Origin of the sequence: Corallococcus macrosporus (genome assembly GCF_017302985.1) — a bacterium.
In the GTDB taxonomy this organism is placed as follows: Bacteria; Myxococcota; Myxococcia; order Myxococcales; family Myxococcaceae; genus Corallococcus; species Corallococcus macrosporus_A.
Window position 1 is genome coordinate 728,854 of record NZ_JAFIMU010000017.1, and the last position, 17,634, is coordinate 746,487.

The window sequence follows — 17,634 nt, forward strand, 5'->3', positions numbered from 1 at the left end:
GGATGCCTCCGCGATGCGCATCCTCACCGTGGAGCACCTGCTCGGCGGCGAGGAGTGCCACCCGCTGACGGAACGCACCGTGGGCAGCCTGGGCCCGAGTGACGTCGAGCACCGCAGGGTGCTGCTCCACCGCGCCGCCCCGCCACGAACAGGTCCCCAGGAGGGGCGCCGTGACTAGCGTTCATTGAGCCCTCCCGACACAACCCAGGGCCGTGGTGGGAAGGAGGGGAGGGCACCGTGAGCTGTCATGTCTCGCACCCCTCCGAAATCACAGAAGCCGGACGACCGGGCGCCCCGCGTCTCCCCTGACGCAACCTCGTCTGACGAAGAACACGTCCCCTCGGGCCCTCGGGACGCTCTGTGGAGAGCCCTTTGGGCACCGCGGTGGGCCAGGCGGCACCCCCCGCGCCTCAAGGCCCTCCGCCTCCTGCTCGTGGTGGTGGGCCTCGCCTCGCTCGTGGTGTGGCAGTGGGCGGACATCGTCAAGCTGCCCGCGGTGCAGTGGGGGACGGAGCTCGTCGCGAAGGTGCGGGTCGACGAGTCCCCTCCGGCTCCCAGGGCCTTCCGGGTCGCGGTGGCCAGGTTGGAGCGGGATGCCGACGACGAGCTCTGGCACGTCATTCAGGGCAACCTGAAGGAGGAGCCGTATCTCGAGGTGACGCCCGTGGGCTTCACCATCGCCGAGGATAGCGAGGCTGCTGGCCACGAGGCCGCACGGAAGTACCTCCGCAGGATGCACGCGGATGTCCTCATCTGGGGCAGCGTCATGGGGAGCGGCCCGGCGGCGGTCCCGCAGCTCTACCTGACATGGGCGGACAGTCCGCGGGAGATGAAGCGGGAGGCAGCTGTTCCCAAGAGCTACGAGCGGGAGCGGGCGCAGCGTCTCCCGGAGTTGTTCTGGGACGACCTGTCGACCGTGCTGCGCCTGGCTGTCTTCACGCAGGCCTCGAGCGAATTCTCAAACGAGGGGCGCTACCTCGCCGACAAGCTCCCGGGCTTCACCGACAAGGTCCGGTATCTCCTTCGTACGCGCGGCGCCTCCTGGGATGCGCGGGACCGGGCCTCCACGGCAGGCGTCCTCGCCAAGGCTCTTTATGTCCTGGGCTCGCAGAGTGGGCAGGATGAACCCCTCCGAGAATCCATCGCCCTTTACGAGGAATGCCTGAAGACATGGACGCGACGCGACTCGCCCGTGCAATGGGCCATGACACAGCACAACCTGGGCAACACGCTCATGAGGCTCGGGGAGCGGGAGTCGGGGACGAAGCGCCTTGAGGAGGCGGTGGTGGCCTACCGGGCGGCGCTGGAGGAGCGAACGCGCGAGCGGGTGCCGCTGGACTGGGCCGCGACGCAGAACAACCTGGGCGTCGCGCTCATGACGCTCGGGGAGCGGGAGTCGGGGACGGAACGCCTTGAGGAGGCGGTGGTGGCCTACCGGGCGGCGCTGGAGGAGCGAACGCGCGAGCGGGTGCCGCTGGACTGGGCCACGACGCAGACCAACCTGGGCAGCACGCTCATGAGGCTCGGGGAGCGGGAGTCGGGGACGAAGCGCCTTGAAGAGGCGGTGGGGGCCTACCGGGCGGCGCTGAAAGAGAGAACGCGCGAGCGGGTGCCGCTGGACTGGGCCGCGACGCAGAACAACCTGGGTGTCGCGCTCATGACGCTCGGGGAGCGGGAGTCGGGGACGGAGCGCCTTGAGGAGGCGGTGGTGGCTTACCGGGCGGCGCTGAAGGAGAGAACGCGCGAGCGGGTGCCGCTGGACTGGGCCGCGACGCAGAACAACCTGGGCAATGTGCTCACGACGCTCGGGGCGCGGGAATCGGGGACGGAGCGCCTTGAAGAGGCGGTGGGGGCCTACCGGGCGGCGCTGGAGGAGGGAACGCGTGAGCGGGCGCCGCTGGACTGGGCCGCGACGCAGAACAGCCTCGGCGCCGCGCTCATGACGCTCGGGGAGCGGGAGTCGGGGACGGAGCGCCTTGAGGAGGCGGTGGCGGCCTACCGGGCGGCGCTGGAGGAGAGAACGCGCGAGCGGGTGCCGCTGGACTGGGCCGCGACGCAGAACAGCCTCGGCGCCGCGCTCATGACGCTCGGGGAGCGGGAGTCGGGGACGGAGCGCCTTGAGGAGGCGGTGGCGGCCTACCGGGCGGCGCTGGAGGAGAGAACGCGCGAGCGGGTGCCGCTGAGTTGGGCCGCGACGCAGAGCAACCTGGGCGCCGCGCTCATGACGCTCGGGGCGCGGGAGTCGGGGACGAAGCGCCTTGAAGAGGCGGTGGTGGCCTACCGGGCGGCGCTGGAGGAGATAACGCGCGAGCGGGTGCCGCTGAGTTGGGCCGCGACGCAGAGCAACCTGGGCGTCGCGCTCATGACGCTCGGGAAGCGGGAGTCGGGGACGGAGCGCCTTGAGGAGGCGGTGGTGGCCTACCGGGCGGCGCTGGAGGAGGGAACGCGTGAGCGGGTGCCGCTGGACTGGGCCGGGACGCAGAACAACCTGGGCGTCGCGCTCACGACGCTCGGGAAGCGGGAGTCGGGGACGGAGCGCCTTGAGGAGGCGGTGGTGGCCTACCGGGCGGCGCTGGAGGAGAGAACGCGCGAGCGGGTGCCGCTGGACTGGGCCGCGACGCAGAACAACCTGGGCAATGTGCTCACGAGGCTGGGGCTCAAGACCCACGACGCAGCCCTCATCTGCGATGCACTCACGCGGTATCTTGAAGCCAGGGGCGTCCTATCGGCAGCTCACGATATACGGGCCGCAATGCCTGACGAAGGCGCCGCCCGTGCCCGCCAGGCTCTCGCCGCAGACAGCGCTGGCGCCGCCAGGGAATGCCCTGGGTGGCAGCAGGCAGGTTAGAGCGGCAGCACCAGCTCGAAGCGAGCGCCGCCCTCGGGCCGCGCGCCCGCGCTCACCTTGCCCCCGTGCGCCAGCACCACGCGCCGCACGATGGCCAGCCCCAGGCCGCGGCCGTTGGCGCGTGTGAGGAAGAAGGGCTCGAAGACGCGCTGCGGATCCAACCCGGCGATGCCCGGGCCCTCGTCCTCCACGCCCAGCGACACGCCCTCCGGCACGCGGCGCACCGCCACTCGCACCGTGCCGCCCTTGGGCGAGGCCTGGATGGCGTTGCGCATCAGGTGCGTGACGGCCAGCTGGAGCAGCGTCTCGTCGCCGGACAGGTCCGGCACGTCCGGCGCCTCGTCGAACGCCACGCGCGGCTTCGGCAGCTCCTCGCGGCCGTGGAGCAGCTGCCCCAGCGCGCGGTGCACCAGCTCGCCCAGGGACACGGGGCGCGGCCGGGGCTCCAGCGGGCGCACCGCGTCCAGCAGGTCGCGCACGATGTCCTCCAGCCGGATGGCCTCCTCCTCCAGCATCTCCACCGCGGAGGCACCCGCGGGCCCCAGGCGCGGCTCGCGCTTGAGCACCGCCACCGTGTTGAGGATGGCGCCCAGGGGGTTTCGCACCTCGTGGGCCACGACGCCCGCCGCCTCGCCCAGCACCGTCAGCCGCTCGCTGGCGATGAGCTCGCTCTGCAGGCGGGACACCTCCGCCAGCCGCGCCTCCGCCGCCCGGTGGTGCCGCACGTTCTCCAGCGCGCCGCCCATGAGCTGCGCGAACAGCTCCAGCGCCCCCGCGTTCGCGGGCGTCAGCGTGGTGGACTGCACCGACAACACGCCGAAGGGCTCGTCCCCCACGAAGATGGGCGCGTCCAGCGCGCGCGAGCCGGGCGGGTAGATGCGCTGGATGGCGTCCGCCACCTCCGGCGAGTGCAGCCGCCGCGCCATGCTGAACGCGTCCGGATGGAACGCCGCGCGGCGGCTCGTGAGCACCTCCGTCAAATGCGGCATCCCGGAGCGGGGAAAGCGCACCGTGTGCACGTCCTGCCCGTAGAGCCGCTCCGCCGCGGCCAGGCTCTCCGCCTCCTGGCGCATGGGCCCGTGGCGCAGGAAGTCGCCCTCCAGCAGCATCACGGACACGTAGAAGCCCTGCCGGTGCACGGCGTCCACCGCCAGCTCCAGCACCTGCGTCTCGTCACGGCAGCGCAACAGCTCCGCCGCGGTGGACACCAGCACGGTGGACAGCTTGCGCACCGCGTCCCCGCCCTCCGCGTCCAGCAGCAGCACCAGCCGCTCCTCCGGCACGCGGCCCGGCGCGGAGAGTGGAGAGAGCAGGTGCTGGCGTCCGTCCGCGCCCCGCATGCGCACGAACGCGGGCTGCACCGGCATGGGCTGCTCGCCGCGCGCCAGCGCCTCACGCAGGGGCTCCACCCACGCGCGCTCGTCCGGCCCGAAGCGGGCGGTGAGCTCCAGCAGCGACGGCAGCACGTCCTCGGGCAGGCCCAGCAGCGTGCGCAGCGCCGTATTGGCGAACACCAGCCGGTCGCCCCGGACGACGAACAGGGGCACCGGCAGCGCGGGCAGCAGTCCGTCCAGCGTGCCCGGCGGAGGGGTGTCGCTCATCGCCGCACCGGCCCGGTGATCCACCGCCCGGAGACGTCCGCTTCCCCGGCTGGATGCCCGGTGCCACGGGAGGGACCGGGGCCCCGAGGCAATCGCCGCGCGGGGGCGCCGTAAGGAAGGGTGAAGGCGTTGATCACTGGAGAGGCACCATGAACTTCGCGAACGTGTTGGACCGCAGGGACCTGGAGTTGAAGTCCGTCATGGCCGTGTGGGTGGCCTTCGTGGCGATGGGCGCGGTCTTCCTGGGCCAGCTGCTCTAATCAGGGCTTCTTGGTCCGGCGGACGTACTGCTGGATGAAGTCCCGCTCCTCGGCGCGCAACGCGCTCAGGCGCAAGCCGTAGCCCCGGGGGTTCTTGCCGTCGTCCAGGGAGTTCTCCCAGATGACGGAGCTGCGCAGGGTCATCACCCGCTCTGGATCATCGAAGCGCAGCGTCAACTCCACCTGCGTTCCCAACCGCAGCGGCCGGTCCGTGCCGATGAACAGGCCACCGGACGACAGGTTGATGATGCGGTGGTCGGTGAAGATGCCCGTGTTCTTCATCGTCACCTTCACGTCCGCGTGCAGCCGGTCGTCCGAGCGGCGCTCCAGGCCCACGAACTCGGCGCTCGAGTACGAGGGCGCGGGGGCGGGGGCGGCACGCCGGATGGGCGCGGGCGGAGGCGGCGTGGGAGCGGGCGCCGGCGGAGGTGGCGTCACCGGCCGTGCCGCCGTGGGCGTCATCACCGGCGGAGGCCGGGGCGGCGCGGCCGGAACCACCGGGCGCGTCATCGTGCCCGGCACCGGCGTCGGCGGAATGGAGGCGGCCGTGGGGCGCGTCATCGTGCCCGGCACCGGCGTCGGTGGAATGGAGGCGGCCACCGGGCGCGCGGGCGGCGCGGCCTGCGGGGTGACGACGGGCGGCGGACGCGCGACCGGCGCGGATCCGCTCAAGGGCAGCGGCGAGGCGGGCGGCGCGGGCGGCAGCGCGCCACCCATGTCCAGCCGGGGCGGCGGGGGCGCGGGCGGATGCAGCGCGCCCTGCAGGAAGAGCGTCTCCGCCTCGCGGATCCGCCGCGAGAGGAAGTCGAAGATCTCAACGGAGACCTTGCGCAGCTCCGGGTGCAGGTCCGGCGACAGGTGCTCCGGGGAGAAGCGCTTCGCCATGCGGAAGAAGGCGAGGCGGAACTCGTCGAGCGTGGCCTGCGGCTTGAGCCCGAACACCTCGTGCGGCGGCAGGTGCAACAGGCCGCGCAGTTGGTTGCGCAGACGCTCGGCCTGCTGGGTCTCGATGGAGGGCGTGGGCGCCGCGGTGGTGAACAGGTCGCGCACCTCCGGGAGGTCCTGGAGCGCGATCCAGTTCGTTCCGTCGCGCGACGCGCGCACGGCGGTCTTCAGGCGCCCGGAGGCGATGAGGTCGCGGAATGCTTGCAGCTGGAGGGGGCCCAGCACACGGCCGAGCGAATCTCCCACCCAGTAACCGACAGCGGATGACGACACGAGGACCTCGAGGAATCAGGATGCCAGCGCCTGGCGCACGGCGGCGGCGATCTCCAGCGGATGGAAGGGCTTGCCCACGAAGCCCATCGCTCCCGCGGCGATGGCCTGCTCCACCACCGGCTCCGCGTCCATGCTGCTGATGACCAGCACGCGCGTGTCCGGCGACACGCTCTTGATGGCGCCCAGCACCTCCAGGCCGCTCTTCTTCGGCATGAAGAGGTCCAGGAACATCACCGCCGGCTGCTCCTTCTGCGCCAGCGCCAGCCCTTCCTCCCCGTCCGCTGCCTCCAGCAGCCGCAGGTCGATGCCCGTGTCCGCGATGACGTCCTTGAGGATGCGACGCACGAAGCTGTCGTCATCCACCAACAGCAGGGTAGGTAGTCCAGGCATGGGCGGCAGGATACATAAGACGCGCGACGTTTGGGCGTGCGCATCCCACGTGCCTGCTCGGCTTTTGGGTTAAGGGGTGGGCATGTCCACCGACCCCGCGCTGTCCCATTTCGAGTCCCACAAGGCCGCGTACCTGGAGGACCTCAAGGCCCTCGTACGCATTCCCAGTGTGTCCTTCCCCGGGTTCGACGCGGCCCTCGTGCGCAAGAGCGCGGAGGCCACCGCGGCCCTCCTGAAGGACCGTGGTTTTGAAAACGTGCAGCTGCTCGAAATCGAGGGCGCGCACCCGTATGTCTATGGCGAGGTGCTCAAGGCGCCGGGCCGTCCCACGCTCCTCCTCTATGCGCACCACGACGTGCAGCCCGCGGGAGACGAGTCCGCGTGGAAGAGCCCGCCCTTCGAGCCGGAGCTGCGCGACGGCCGCCTGTATGGCCGGGGCGCCGCGGACGACAAGGCGGGCATCGTCGTGCACACCTCCGCCGTGGACGCGTGGCTCAAGAGCACCGGCCAACTCCCACTCAACGTGAAGGTCATCATCGAGGGTGAAGAGGAGGCGGGCAGTGACCACCTGGGTGCATTTCTCCAGAAGCACGCGAAGCTGGTGGCGGCGGACGCCATCGTGTTGACGGACACGACGAACTTCGACACGGGGCTGCCGTCCATCACCACGGCGCTGCGCGGGCTGGTGACGGTGGACGTGGAGGTGCGGGGGCTGCACCAGGCGGTGCACTCGGGCATGTGGGGCGGGCCCATTCCGGATCCGGCGATGGCGCTGTGCCGGATGCTGGCGACGCTCACGCACGCGGATGGCTCCATCGCCATCGAAGGCGTGATGGAGCAGGTGAAGCCGCTGACGGCCGACGAGCGCCAGAGCATCCAGGCGCTGCCCGGTGACGAGGCCACCTTCCGTGAGCAGGCGGGCATCCGCGAAGGCGTGCAGCTCCTGGGCGGCGGGCGTCACCCCTGGGAGACGAACTGGCGCCAGCCGAGCCTGGCCATCAACGCCATCCAGGCCAGCAGCCGCAAGGACGCGCGCAACATCATCGTGGAGTCCGCGTGGGCGCGCGTGGGCATCCGCGTGGTGCCGGACATGGATCCGGAGGACGTGCAGCGCCGGCTGGTGGCGCACCTGAAGAAGGTGTGCCCGTGGGGGCTGGAGCTGGAGATCCGCGAGGACCAGGCGTCCGGCTGGTGGTACACGGATTCGTCGCACCCGGCCTTCCAGGCGGCGTTCCGCGCGCTGGAGAAGGGCTACGCGAAGAAGCCCGTCACCATCGGGTGCGGTGGATCCATCCCGTTCGTGGAGCCGTTCGCGAAGGAGCTGGGCGGCGTGCCCGCGCTGCTCATCGGCGTGGAGGATCCGTACACGTACGCCCACTCGGAGAACGAGAGCCTGCACCTGGGCGACTGGGAGAAGGCCATCCGCTCCGCCATCCACCTGTACGAGGAACTGGCGAAGTCGCTGACCCCTCGCGGTTGAGCGTGGAATGGGATGGAGTGCGCGCCCCATGCGCTCACCCCGTCCCGTCTGGAGTGTCCTCGCCGCCCTGAGCTGTGTCCTGTCCGCCTCGGGGGCCCTGGGAGCGGAAGCGCCCTGGGCCGTCGTGCTGGAGCAGGGCGCGAAGGCCCCCGCGTTGTCGAAGTCGCTGGCCGCGCTGAAGAAGGACCGCGCGCTCGCGTGGGTGAAGCCGGCGAAGGGCTTCCCCAAGGTGATGGCGGCGAAGGCACTGCCGGGGCTGCCCGCGGGCAGGCAGTTCGCGGTGCTGGGCGTGTGCGGCACGAAGGAGGAGGCCGAGGGCGCGATGGCGCTGGTGCGGCCCTGGGCCCGGACGGCCTCCGTGCAGCAGCTCACCGGTGACGCCGCGCTGTCGTGCCCCACGCCCAACGCGCTGAAGTCGCCGCTCCAGACGGACGCGAAGGTGGAGGCCACGCATCCGTTCCCGGACGCGCCGGGGCTGGTGCTCACCGAGCAGCGGGTGAACCCGAAGACGGTGATGGAGTGCAAGGCGTCGGACCTGCTGCTGCGCGTGTCCCATGGCTCCACGGTGCTGACGGAGGTGCTGCTGAAGGGGCAGTGCCTGGGGGCCTGCTCGCCGGAGGAGCAGCGGACGCAGAAGGTGCGCATCGCGGAGCTCCAGGCGTCGGCGAAGCAGGGCAATCAGGTCGCGGATCAGCTCCTCAAGGACCTCACCCCGGGCTGCATGTCCCGCGAGTCGCGCGTGGTGAAGGTGCTCACGGAGCTGGGGATGCCCATGGCGGCGGTGTCGCTCGCCTCCGAGCTCGAGAGCTCGCCCATGCCGAGCGGCGTACTGATGGCGCCCGGCTGCGGGAAGCTGGTGCAGTCGCCCTACCTGACGGAGCCCGGGCGGGAGGACCTGTCCCGGGTGAAGGTCGTGGCGGACAAGCCGGGCGCGGACGCGTGGCGGCGCTTCAACGTCTCCATCGCGGACCAGCACGCGGCCCACCTGGTGTGGACCGCGCGCCAGTGCGAGTGGCGGATGGACGACCCGGAGCCCGAAGGCCAGGACATGTGACGTCCTGGCCCGTGCTCGCGGGGGCTACAGGCCGCGGAAGCGGTCCGTGGCTTCAATCAAAGCGGACGTGTTGCCGGGCTCGTTCGCGGAGTGGCCCGCGTCCGGCACCATCACGAACTGGGCTTCCGGCCACGCGCGGTGCAGGGCCCACGCGCTCTCCGGCGGGCAGACGACGTCGTAGCGGCCCTGCACGATGACGGCGGGGATGTGGCGGATGCGGTGCACGTCGTCCAGGAGCTGGGTGTCGCTGCGCATCCAGCCCTTGTTGACGAAGTAGTGGCACTCGATGCGCGCGAAGGCGATGGCGAAGTCATCCCCCGCGTTGCGCGCGACCAGCTCCGCGTTGGGGTACAGGCAGCTCGTGCGGCCCTCCCACACGCTCCAGGCCCTCGCGGCCTCCTGTTGCGTGTGCTTGTCGTCGCCCATCAGGCGCTTCGCGTACGCGCTCAGCAGGTCGCCGCGCTCCTCCTCCGGGATGGGCGCGAGGTACTGCTCCCACGCGTCCGGGAACATCGCGTCCGCGCCGCGCTGGTAGAACCAGTCGATCTCCTGCTTGCGCAACAGGAAGATGCCGCGCAGCACCAGCTCCGTGACGCGCTCCGGATGCGCCTCCGCGTACGCGAGCGACAGCGTGCTGCCCCACGAGCCGCCGAAGAGCATCCAGCGCTCCAGGCCCAGGTGCTCGCGCAGCCGCTCCATGTCCGCCACCAGGTCCCAGGTGGTGTTCTCCACGAGGCTGGCGTGCGGGGTGCTGCGGCCACAGCCGCGCTGATCGAACAGGATGATGCGGTACACGCTGGGGTCGAAGAAGCGGCGCTGCTTCGGGTCGGTGCCGCCGCCCGGACCGCCGTGCACGAACAGCGCGGGCTTGCCCTTCGGGTTGCCGCACTCCTCGAAGTACAGCGTGTAGCCGCCAGTGACCTTCAACTGGCCGGTGCGGTAGGGCTCGAGCGGGGGATAGAGCGTGCGCAGCGGCGTGGTGGCGGGCACGGGGTTCCTTCCTGGGGAATGAGGTGCGGCGCAGCCTAGCAACAGGTTCCGCCCGCGAGGCGAGCCGTTCAGAAGTACCACGTCAGCCCCAGAACGACCCGCAGCGGGCCTTCGTCCAGGGTGAGGGTCCGCTGGGGCGTGGCCCCTTGCTGATCACGCGTCACCTCGTCCTTCAGCGGCCAGGCCTTGCCCACCTCCAGGCCGAAGGCCAGGTGCTCCCAGGGGCGGACCTCCGCCAGGAGGCCCGCGGTGAAGAAGGGCAGGGTGGGGTCTTGCGGAAGGAAGCGCAGGCCCGCGCTCAGGCCCGCGCGCAAGGTGCGCGTGGGCGTCAGCAGCCGCAGGCCTCCGCCAAAGGACGTGTAGTGGACGTCCGCCTGGAGCTCCGCGTACGCGCCCGCGAACGACAGGACGTCGTAGCCCGCGCGCACGCCCAGGCCCACGCTGGACTCGTACTCCACCGTGGACAGGTTGAGCCCTGCCTCGCGGATGCCCGCGTCGAAGGCGGAGCTGGTGGACAGCGTCACGCCCACCCAGGGGCCCTGGAGCGGCGCCGGGTCCTCCGCGCGGGCGGCGGTGGCGGCGAGGAAGAAGAGGAGGGTGGTGAGCGCGGGGGGACTGCGGGGCACGGTGCCTCCGGGAGAAGGGCTCCCTTCCTACGGAGCGGGCACCGCGCCCTGGTCGTGTCCGCTCAGGGCTTCTGGGCGGGCGGCACGCCGCGGCCGGCCTGGGCCACCATGCGCACCTCGGCGTTCTCCCCGAGCGCGTAGCCGTCGCCCTTCGTCTCCAGGTCCGTCGCCTCGATGACGTCGCCGCGCTGGAGGTGGAAGAACTTCTCGTTCTTCTCCGAGCGGTGGCGCTCCTGCATCGCCAGGCCCACGCGCCCCTCCGGCCCGCAGCCGATGTAGCGCTGGCGGCCCTTGCCCTCCAGCGACTCGCTGACGATGCGGAACAGCCGGCCCGGCGGCGGCTCCGGCCACGCTTCGCCCTTGGGCGCCACCACCAGGTAGCTCATCTTGAGCGACTCCTTGTGGAAGCCCGCCACGCGCGCCAGCTCCTCCACCACCTTGGGCATGGGCCACGGGCGCTCCGCGTGGCACCAGTCCGTCTCCTTCACCAGCGCGGGGCACGCGCCCCGGAACATGCACGGCGCGCGGATGGCGTAGCCGCGCTCCACCAGGAGGTCGCGCACCTTGAGCAGGTTGCGGCTCGTCTCGCGCAGCGCGGGCTCCATCACCAGCAGGCTGCCGCCCTTCTTCACCTTGGCGAGCACCGACTCCAACAGCGCCGCGCGCGGCTTCAGCGCTTCATCCGTGGCGCCGTAGAGTTCGTTGACGACGTGCCCCATCGTGATGAGGTCGTACTGGCCTTCCGGCAGCGTGGCGTTCTTCTTCAGCGGATCCCACTCGCGCGTGGCCAGCGCCTCGCCGGCCTCCGTGGCCAGCTTGCGCGCCAGCTCCAGCGCGGGCTTGCTGCGGTCCGCCGCCGTCACTTCGCTGGCGCCCGCGTCCATCGCCGCGAAGGCCACCGGGCCCGGGCCGCTGCCCAGGTCCATCACGTGGCGCGGGCGGTTCGGCAGCTCGCCCAGCACGTGGCGCGCCTGGGCGTAGGACACCGGCCAGTAGAAAAGGAGGTACGCGCCCAAGAGGCGCGGGTCGTCCATGTACCGGGCGCCGGCGAGCTGCCGGTCCCGCGTGAGGCCGAGCGACAGCTGCTTCACGCCCGCGCCCACCTCCTTGACCTCCTGCGGCGTGAGGCGGCCTTCCGGCCCGTCCCCCCGGCCCCGGGACGCGCGCCACACGGAGATGAGCCGGGGCAGCCATCGCTCCAGGTCCTTGCTGTATGCGTTGCTCATCGTTGCCTTCACATCAGGGGTCGCCACCCGGAGGCGACCGCGTTAAACCCATCCCGCCATGATTTCCGTCCGCGGACTGCGCAAGCACTATCAGGTCCACAAACGCCCGCCTGGCCTGAAGGCGGCCCTGCGCTCGCTCGTCCACCGGAACTACACGACCGTCAAGGCCGTGGACGGCATCACCTTCGACATCCAGCCCGGGGAGCGCGTGGGCTTCCTGGGCCCCAACGGCGCCGGCAAGACGACCACGCTCAAGGTGCTCGCCGGCCTGCTCCACCCGTCCGAGGGTGAAGTCACCGTGGATGGCCACGTGCCCCGGCTGCGGGAGGAGGCGTTCCTCAAGAAGATCATGCTGGTGATGGGGCAGAAGCAGCAGCTGTTGTGGGACCTGCCGCCGTCGGAGACGTTCGAGCTCAACCGCGCCATCTACGACGTGCCCCGCCTCCAGTACAAGCAGACGCTGGACGAACTGGTGTCGCTGCTGGAGCTGGAGGACCTCATCGGCAAGCCCACCCGGCAGCTCAGCCTGGGGGAGCGGATGAAGTGCGAGCTGGCGGCGGCCCTCATCCACCGCCCCCGGGTGCTCTTCCTGGACGAGCCCACCATCGGCCTGGACGTGTCCATGCAGGTGACGATGCGCGCGTTCATCAAGGCGTACAACGAGAAGACGGGCGCCACGCTCATCCTGACCAGCCACTACATGGACGACGTGGCGGCGCTCTGCCCGCGCGTCATCGTCATCGACAAGGGGCAGCTGTCCTACGACGGCAGCCTGGACGCGCTGGTGCAGCGCGTGCGCCCGGAGAAGCGCGTGGTGCTGCGGCTGGGCCAGCCGGTGGACGCAGGCCTGCTGTCCCCGCTGGGCAAGGTGGTGTCGCACGAGCCGGGCTCGGCGGTGCTCCAGGTCCAGCAGGACGCGGTGAACGCCACGGTGGGCCGCGCATTGTCCACGCTGCCGGTGACGGACCTGACGGTGGAGAACGCGCCCCTGGAAGAGGTGATGAGCGAGCTGTTCCAGGAGGGCAAGGCGCGCCGGGCGGAGGCCGCCCGGGAGGCGGCGTCCGCATGAGCCTGCGCACGTCGCTCAAGGCGCTGCCCACGATGGTGCGCATCGGCTTCTCCGAGGCGGTGGCCTACCGCGCGGAGATGATCATCTGGGTGCTGGCCACCACCATGCCGCTCATCATGCTGGCCCTCTGGTCGGCGGTGGCGCGGGGCGGACCGGTGGGCCGCTTCGGGCAGGCGGAGTTCACGGGCTACTTCCTCGCGGCCTTCTGCGTGCGGCAGATGACCAGCTCCTGGGTGGCGTGGCTCATCAGCTACGAGGTGAAGCAGGGCACGCTGGCGATGCGGCTCCTGAGGCCCATCTCCCCGCTGCTCGCGTACGCGACGGAGGTGCTGGCGGGCATCCCGCTGCGCATCGCCGTGGTGCTGCCCGTGCTGGGCATCAGCCTGTGGGCGGCGGGCGCGGAGCGGGCGGTGCCCACGTCGCTGGGAGGTTGGGGGCTGTTCACGCTGGGCATCGTGGGTGCGTGGCTCATCACGTTCTATCTGAACGTGCTCCTGGGCACGCTGAGCCTGTACCTGGAGAGCAGCCAGAAGCTGATGGAAGTCTACATGGTGCTGTTCTTCGTCTGCTCCGGGTACATGTTCCCGGTGGAGTTCTTCCCGGGTGGCGTGCGCACGGTCATCGAGTGGCTGCCGTTCCGCTACCAGATGGGGCTGCCGGTGGAGTTGATGACGGGAGCGCACGCGGCGAAGGAGGCGTGGACGTTGCTGGGAGCGCAGTGGGCGTGGGTGGCGGGCCTGGGCGTGGTGTCCATGGCCGTCTGGCGGCGGGGCCTGGCGCGCTTCGCGGCGTTCGGAGGGTAGGGCGGTGAACGCGAAGCGCTACCTGCGTCTGTTGGGCGTGCAGCTGAAGGCCTCCGGGCTGCTGGCGTTGCAGTACCGCGCGGACTTCCTGGCGGAGGGGCTGACGTCGCTCGCGTGGACGTTCACGGCGCTGGCGCCGCTGTTCGTCGTCTTCAACGCGCGGCCCAGCATCGAGGGGTGGACGTTCCAGGAGTCGCTGCTCGTGGTGGGCTGGTTCACGCTGTTGCAGGGCGTGCTGGAGGGCGCCATCAGCCCCAGCCTCACGGGCATGGTGGAGCACATCCGCAAGGGCACGCTGGACTTCGTGCTGCTCAAGCCCGCGGACGCGCAGTTCCTGGTGTCCACGCAGCGCTTCCTGCCGTGGAGAGCGGTGAACGTGCTGTCCGGCGTGGGGCTGTTCGTCTACGCGTTCGTGTCGCTGGGGCGCTGGCCGTCCGTGCCGGGCATCTTCGCGTCGCTCGTGTTGCTCTCGACGAGCATGCTCATCCTCTACTCGATGTGGATCCTCGTGGTGAGCGCGGCCTTCTTCGTGGTGAAGGTGGACAACCTCACGTACCTGTTCACGTCCATCTTCGATGCCGCCCGCTGGCCGTCCTCGGTGTTCCGGGGCTCGCTGTCGTGGGTCTTCACCTTCATCATCCCGCTGGCGCTGATGACGACGTTCCCCGCGCTCGCGCTGCTGGGCCGGCTGCCGTGGACGTGGCTCGTGGGCGCGGTGGTGGGCGCGGTGGCGTTCGCGGCGGTGGCGCGGTGGGTGTGGCTCATGTCCATCCGCCACTACACGTCCGCGAGCAGCTGAAGCCTCAAGGCCTGCGCGCCTGCCGGGCCCACTCCGCGCGCACCACGTGGGGCAGGAGCTTCACGTAGGCGTAGCCGGAGTAGCGCGCCCTCATCCGGGCCTCCACCGCCGCGAGCGGGTCGCTGCTGGGATGCTCCGCGTGGCGCTCCCGTGTCACTTCCTCCCGCACGGCCTGCACATAGGCGGCCTGCGCATCCAGCAGCTCCGGACCTCCGGGGAGGCCGCGCCCGGGGTGGAGCCACTTCGGCCCCAGCGCGCGCAGCTCCTCCAATCGCTGGAGCCATTCGGTGGTGTCGCCGCCCTCGAACCAGTTGTGGGTGTCCCGCGCCACGAGGTCGCCGGTGAAGAGGTGGCCCTCCCATTCCACGACGACGTGGGATGCGCTGGAGCCCGCGCCCAGGACGTGGACCTTCAGCGTGAGCCCGGCCGCGCTCAGCTCGCGGGTGCTGTCACCGAAGCTGTCCGCGAGCACGAGCTCCCGGGGGTAGCGGCCGTTCCAGTACTGCTTGAAGAGGGACGGCGCCCACTTCTCATGGACCGCGGGGATGCGCTCGCGCACCGGGCCGGAGGTGACGACCGGGACGCCCAGCTCCTTGAGCAGGGCCGTGCCGTTGAAGCTCTCCGGGTTCGCGTGGAGGACGATGGCGAGCTTCGGCTCCTTGCCGGTGACGTCCTTCGCGAACGCCAGCTCCTTGCGCAGCGCGGAGGGCAGCAATTGCGTGTCGATGAGGACCAGCCCCTCCGGTCCTTCAATCCAGTACGACGCCGTCTGGAGTGACCATTCGGAGGAAATGTACTCACCCACCCTGCGGTCCCCTTGTTCCTGGGCGGAGTGGGAGCGGTAGTGGGTCGGGACGACGGGCTGGGTCGCGCCACAGCCCCACAGGAGGGACGCCAGCGCCGCGGCCGTGAACATTCGCATGAATGACGATTCTACCCGTGAGGTCGGGCTGAGAGGAATTCCGAGGTGGTGTCTTGCGTCCGTCTGGGTTAATGGGCCGCCCCCCTGCGGCGAAAGCCGCATCCCCCATGAAGTGAAGGACCTTCCCCCCGATGATCCGTATCCGTTTTCACGGCCTGCTGGCCGCGCTCGCGCTTGCGTCCGCGCTGGGCTGCGCCCCCGAAGCACCGTCTCTCCTTGACGCTCCCACGACTTCTTCCTCGCGCCTGGACACGTCCTCGTGGAACAGCGCCGGCACCATGGCGTCGGTGCGCGTGGACGCGACCGCCACCCCGCTGCGCAACGGCTACGTGCTGGTCGCGGGCGGTGGCACGTCCGCGACGGAGCTGTTTGATCCGCGCACCGGCCGCTGGTTCTCGCTGGGCGCCATGGCCACGAGCCGGCAGCGCCACACGGCCACGCTGCTGTCCTCCGGCAAGGTGCTGGTGGTGGGCGGCAGCACCTCCGTGCTGGCCGCGAGCGGCGCGGAGCTGTTCGACCCGGACACCAACAGCTGGACCCCCGTGACGGGGCTGGACGTGCCGCGCTCCCAGCACACCGCGACGCTGCTCCCCGACGGCCGCGTGCTGGTGGTGGGCGGTGACAGCGGCTCCGGCAACGCGCTCTCCAGCGTGCTCCTGTACTCCCCCGCGACGGGCACCTGGTCGGCCACCGGCCGGATGGGCGCGGCCCGCCTGGGCCATACGGCGACGCTGCTGCCGGATGGACAGGTGCTGGTGACGGGCGGCCGGGACAGCGCCAACGGCACGGTGCTGGCGACGGCGGAGCGCTACGACCCCATGACGGAGGAGTGGACGCCGGTGGACGCCATGACCACGCAGCGCACGGGCCACACGGCGACGCTGCTGCTGTCCGGACAGGTGCTGGTGGCGGGCGGCTTCTCGGGCAGCCTCGCCACGGACACGGCCGAGCTGTTCGACCCGGGCACCGGCACCTGGACGTCCCAGGGCCTGCTGCCGTTCCTCTGCGTCTTCCACACGGCGACGCTGCTGCCCTCCGGTCAGGTGTTGGTGACGGGCGGCTCCACCGGTGGGCAGCCGTACCTGGACCGCGCCTCGCTCTACAGCCCGGCCACCGGCGTCTGGACGGAGACGGCGACGATGGCCACGCGCCGCATCAGCCACGCCGCCGCGCTGCTGCCGTCGGGCGACGTGCTCGTGCTGGGCGGCGTGCCGCAGGCGGGCTCGCGCAATGCGTCCGCGGAGCGCTACCGGCCGGCCGTCCTGCCGTGGACCCCAGCCGCGAGCCTCGGCACCGCGCGCTCTCAGCTCAGCGCCACCCGGCTGAACACGGGGGCCGTGCTGGTCGCGGGCGGGGCGTCGTCCTCGGGGACCGCGCTGGCCAGCGCCGTGCTGTACGACGAGGCGACGAACACCTGGCGGGACACCGCCGCGCTGGGCACCGCGCGCTTCCTGCACTCCGCCACGCCGTTGGGTGACGGCCGCGTGCTGGTGAGCGGTGGACAGCAGGGGGGCTCCACCTGGCTGTCCTCCACGGAGGTGTACGCGCCCGGCACGGACACCTGGACGGCCGTGGGGAACCTGGGGACGGGGCGGGCCCGTCACACCGCGACGTGGCTCGTGGGCGTGGGCAAGGTGCTGGTGACGGGCGGTGCGTCGGGGGCGAACACGTCCTCCACGCTCGCGAGCGCGGAGCTGTTCAACCCGGCCACGGGGACGTGGAGCCCCACGGGCGCCATGGAGCACGCGCGCACGTACCACGCGGCGGTGCCGCTGCCTTCGGGCGAGGTGCTGGTCATGGGTGGCAGCTCCACCGGAGCGGACCCCATCACCGCGAGCGCGGAGCTGTATGATCCGGTCAAGGGGACGTGGCGGCCCACGGGCTCCATGGCGGTGGCGCGCTACGGCCACATCGCGGTGCCGCTGAACAATGGCAGCCAGGTGCTGGTGGCGGGCGGCTGGGGCGTGGACGGACCGCTGCGCTCCGCGGAGCTGTACGACGTGGCGCGCGGCACCTGGAAGACCGTGGCGCCCATGAGCCTGCCGCGCTACCTGCCGCACGCCACGGTGCTGCCCTCGGGCCGTGTGCTGGTGGTGACGGGCGAGGGTGGCTCGGGGCTGGGCGTGCTCGACTCGGCGGAGGTGTATGACGCCGCGATGAACGCGTGGACGGTCGCGGGCACCCTGTCCACGCGCAACACGCACCACGGGCTGGCCCTGCTGCCCTCGGGCCGCGTGCTCGTCGCGGGTGGCAGCGGAAGCGGCGGCGCGCGCACGGGCGTCGACGTGTACTCACCGGCGCCCTGAGTCACCCGCTCGCACGGGGCGGGCGCACTGCCTGTCCCGTGC

Annotated in this window: 15 protein-coding genes; 8 read left to right on the forward strand and 7 right to left on the reverse strand. The window is 71.3% G+C overall.

From position 1 onward, the window contains the following. Positions 1-13: 13 nt before the first annotated feature. Positions 14-178, forward strand: coding sequence for a hypothetical protein (locus tag JYK02_RS39260; RefSeq protein ID WP_207058184.1), 165 nt, complete (start codon positions 14-16; stop codon positions 176-178). Between the two features lie 255 nt (positions 179-433). After that, positions 434-2,848: a tetratricopeptide repeat protein gene (locus JYK02_RS40690; RefSeq protein WP_207058185.1), complete on the forward strand. Its 2,415-nt coding sequence runs from the start codon at positions 434-436 to the stop codon at positions 2,846-2,848. Here the strand turns inward: JYK02_RS40690 and JYK02_RS39270 are convergent. The 3 genes from JYK02_RS39270 to JYK02_RS39280 form a co-directional block, all read right to left on the reverse strand. After that, positions 2,845-4,449: a sensor histidine kinase gene (locus tag JYK02_RS39270; protein ID WP_207058187.1), complete on the reverse strand. Its 1,605-nt coding sequence runs from the start codon at positions 4,447-4,449 to the stop codon at positions 2,845-2,847. The two genes, JYK02_RS40690 and JYK02_RS39270, sit on opposite strands and share 4 nt — an antisense overlap. Before the next feature lie 260 nt (positions 4,450-4,709). After that, positions 4,710-5,927, reverse strand: a complete 1,218-nt coding sequence (locus JYK02_RS39275; RefSeq protein ID WP_207058189.1) for a TIGR02266 family protein — start codon at positions 5,925-5,927, stop codon at positions 4,710-4,712. 15 nt (positions 5,928-5,942) lie between these two features. Further along, positions 5,943-6,317: a response regulator gene (locus JYK02_RS39280; RefSeq protein WP_120552505.1), complete on the reverse strand. Its 375-nt coding sequence runs from the start codon at positions 6,315-6,317 to the stop codon at positions 5,943-5,945. 82 nt (positions 6,318-6,399) lie between these two features. On the opposite strand from JYK02_RS39280, the gene JYK02_RS39285 reads away from it, so the two are divergent. Both JYK02_RS39285 and JYK02_RS39290 read left to right on the forward strand, forming a co-directional pair. Beyond that, positions 6,400-7,797 (forward strand): M20/M25/M40 family metallo-hydrolase, encoded by a 1,398-nt coding sequence (locus tag JYK02_RS39285; RefSeq protein ID WP_207058191.1) that lies wholly within the window; start codon positions 6,400-6,402, stop codon positions 7,795-7,797. 28 nt (positions 7,798-7,825) lie between these two features. Beyond that, on the forward strand, positions 7,826-8,851 hold the full coding sequence (locus JYK02_RS39290; RefSeq protein ID WP_207058193.1) for a hypothetical protein: 1,026 nt from the start codon (positions 7,826-7,828) through the stop codon (positions 8,849-8,851). A 24-nt stretch (positions 8,852-8,875) separates the two neighbouring features. Here the strand turns inward: JYK02_RS39290 and pip are convergent, their stop codons facing one another. From pip to JYK02_RS39305, 3 genes are all read right to left on the reverse strand, one after another. Continuing rightward, entirely contained in the window at positions 8,876-9,841 is a 966-nt protein-coding gene (gene pip, locus JYK02_RS39295; protein WP_207058195.1) for a prolyl aminopeptidase, read from the reverse strand. Between the two features lie 68 nt (positions 9,842-9,909). Continuing rightward, complete coding sequence (locus tag JYK02_RS39300) at positions 9,910-10,467, reverse strand: outer membrane beta-barrel protein (protein ID WP_207058197.1); 558 nt, start codon at positions 10,465-10,467, stop codon at positions 9,910-9,912. Positions 10,468-10,529: 62 nt separating this feature from the next. Next, positions 10,530-11,693: a small ribosomal subunit Rsm22 family protein gene (locus JYK02_RS39305; protein WP_207058199.1), complete on the reverse strand. Its 1,164-nt coding sequence runs from the start codon at positions 11,691-11,693 to the stop codon at positions 10,530-10,532. A gap of 58 nt (positions 11,694-11,751) precedes the next feature. Here JYK02_RS39305 and JYK02_RS39310 point away from each other — a divergent pair, with 58 nt between their 5' ends. From JYK02_RS39310 to JYK02_RS39320, 3 genes are read left to right on the forward strand one after another with little or no spacing between them, the layout of a single operon-like run. Continuing rightward, a complete protein-coding gene (locus tag JYK02_RS39310; RefSeq protein WP_207058201.1) occupies positions 11,752-12,762 on the forward strand; it encodes an ABC transporter ATP-binding protein in 1,011 nt (336 codons plus the stop codon). Beyond that, complete coding sequence (locus JYK02_RS39315; protein WP_207058210.1) at positions 12,759-13,565, forward strand: ABC transporter permease; 807 nt, start codon at positions 12,759-12,761, stop codon at positions 13,563-13,565. Before JYK02_RS39310 ends, JYK02_RS39315 begins: the two co-directional genes overlap by 4 nt. A 4-nt stretch (positions 13,566-13,569) precedes the next feature. Then, the gene (locus tag JYK02_RS39320; RefSeq protein WP_207058218.1) at positions 13,570-14,364 is read left to right on the forward strand and encodes an ABC-2 family transporter protein; all 795 of its coding nucleotides are present in this window, start codon (positions 13,570-13,572) and stop codon (positions 14,362-14,364) included. Between the two features lie 4 nt (positions 14,365-14,368). On the opposite strand, the gene JYK02_RS39325 is transcribed toward JYK02_RS39320, so the two are convergent. Continuing rightward, entirely contained in the window at positions 14,369-15,286 is a 918-nt protein-coding gene (locus JYK02_RS39325) for an MBL fold metallo-hydrolase (RefSeq protein ID WP_242589639.1), read from the reverse strand. Positions 15,287-15,417: 131 nt separating this feature from the next. On the opposite strand from JYK02_RS39325, the gene JYK02_RS39330 reads away from it, so the two are divergent. Beyond that, positions 15,418-17,592 (forward strand): Kelch repeat-containing protein, encoded by a 2,175-nt coding sequence (locus JYK02_RS39330; protein WP_207058220.1) that lies wholly within the window; start codon positions 15,418-15,420, stop codon positions 17,590-17,592. Positions 17,593-17,634 lie beyond the last annotated feature (42 nt).

Coding starts and splice junctions, on each gene's coding strand:
- JYK02_RS39315 (WP_207058210.1), top strand. CDS start 12,759: ATGAGCCTGCGCACGTCGCTCAAGGCGCTGCCCACGATGGTGCGCATC.
- JYK02_RS39325 (WP_242589639.1), bottom strand. CDS start 15,286: ATGCGAATGTTCACGGCCGCGGCGCTGGCGTCCCTCCTGTGGGGCTGT.
- JYK02_RS39330 (WP_207058220.1), top strand. CDS start 15,418: ATGATCCGTATCCGTTTTCACGGCCTGCTGGCCGCGCTCGCGCTTGCG.
- JYK02_RS39280 (WP_120552505.1), bottom strand. CDS start 6,317: ATGCCTGGACTACCTACCCTGCTGTTGGTGGATGACGACAGCTTCGTG.
- JYK02_RS39260 (WP_207058184.1), top strand. CDS start 14: ATGCGCATCCTCACCGTGGAGCACCTGCTCGGCGGCGAGGAGTGCCAC.
- JYK02_RS39285 (WP_207058191.1), top strand. CDS start 6,400: ATGTCCACCGACCCCGCGCTGTCCCATTTCGAGTCCCACAAGGCCGCG.
- JYK02_RS39305 (WP_207058199.1), bottom strand. CDS start 11,693: ATGAGCAACGCATACAGCAAGGACCTGGAGCGATGGCTGCCCCGGCTC.
- JYK02_RS39290 (WP_207058193.1), top strand. CDS start 7,826: ATGCGCTCACCCCGTCCCGTCTGGAGTGTCCTCGCCGCCCTGAGCTGT.
- JYK02_RS39310 (WP_207058201.1), top strand. CDS start 11,752: ATGATTTCCGTCCGCGGACTGCGCAAGCACTATCAGGTCCACAAACGC.
- JYK02_RS39270 (WP_207058187.1), bottom strand. CDS start 4,449: ATGAGCGACACCCCTCCGCCGGGCACGCTGGACGGACTGCTGCCCGCG.